Source organism: Clostridium thailandense, assembly GCF_019207025.1.
Taxonomy (GTDB): domain Bacteria; phylum Bacillota; class Clostridia; order Clostridiales; family Clostridiaceae; genus Clostridium_AM; species Clostridium_AM thailandense.
In genome coordinates, this window is sequence record NZ_JAEEGC010000196.1 from 1 (window position 1) to 1,320 (window position 1,320).

General features: G+C 28.7%; 1 protein-coding gene. It reads right to left on the bottom strand.

Annotated elements, in window-relative coordinates:
* Positions 1 to 1,117 (bottom strand): AAA family ATPase (locus I6U48_RS27705; protein WP_218323747.1); only part of this gene is annotated, 1,117 nt, incomplete at its 3' end.
* Between the last annotated feature and the right edge of the window lie 203 nt (positions 1,118 to 1,320).

Sequence of the window (1,320 nt, forward strand, 5' to 3'; positions counted from 1 at the left end):
TGAAGAACATGAAGTTCCATAGATTATCTAAGGAATCATAGATTTCATCATAGGTTATATCTTCATGCACCGGTTTTTCTATGGTTTTCCCTTCTATTAAAAGCTCAATTTCGCTTTTGGTTACTGCATCTGCTTTTTCTATTAAACTTTTAACTATACTATTTGAACTAGTATTAGCCCAATAAGATGTTGGCAATACATTTTTATTTTTATGTAAGTCCTTAACAAATTTAACCACACTCCAAGGATTATAAACTTGTGCCTGCCCAAAAATATACCCATTATACCAGCTTTTAGTTAATTCTTCTTTTTCACTTAGACCATAATCCTCAAGAATCATATTGACTTCATTTTGGGTAAATCCAAAATATTCATCATAATGGTCATTTAGGATTGATATAATATCTAAATTATTCAGTCCTGTGAAAACACTTTCTCTTGAAATTCTAAGACAGCCTGTTATAATTGAAAATTCCATAGAAGAATTAGTTTTCAGTGCTGACTCAAAAAGTGATCTTATGAAACTTATCATTTTATCATAAAAGCCTTCAAAAAAAGCATTTTCAAGCGGTACATCATATTCATCTATTAATATTATTACTTTTTTATTATGGTATTTTTCTAGGCATTGTGATAGAAATTTTAATGCTGTTACATAAAGTTCTGCACCAGATTCTTTTTTCTCTATTTTTTCGTATTCTTCTTTTTCTTTAATTAATTTATCACTTTTCAAAATGTAATTGTGACGCCTAAATTCATCTACTAACTCATCTTTAATACACTTTAGTGCCAATTCAAAAGTTGGCTGCTTTGCAGATTTTAAAGACAAATTAATTACAGGATACTGTCCCATATGAGAAATATAGTTTTCTCCTTCTTTCATTATATTTAAACCTTCAAAAAGATAGCTGTTGTCTTTCCCACTATTTTCAAAAAAATATTGAAGCATGCTAATATTTAGAGTTTTTCCAAATCTTCTTGGTCTTGTAAACAAATTAACATCTGCTTTATTATCTAATAAATCTTTTATAAGTAATGTTTTATCTACAAAATAATAACCTCTAGTTATTAACTTTTCAAAATCATCTATTCCTATTGGCAGTGGTTTAAATTCCACCTCATCACTTCCATTTCTTTTGCAATTCTTATTATAGTAATTATACCCTAGATTGTATTACCTTAAAAGCAACGGAATAGTATTTTTTAAAGAAAAAGGGGCTGTCGCACTATTAGAAATACACCAGAAAGTTGAATTATGCGCAGGGAGATGTTTCCAGAGCTGAAGACACATATAAAAATTTCTTAATCAATCTTAGCGAA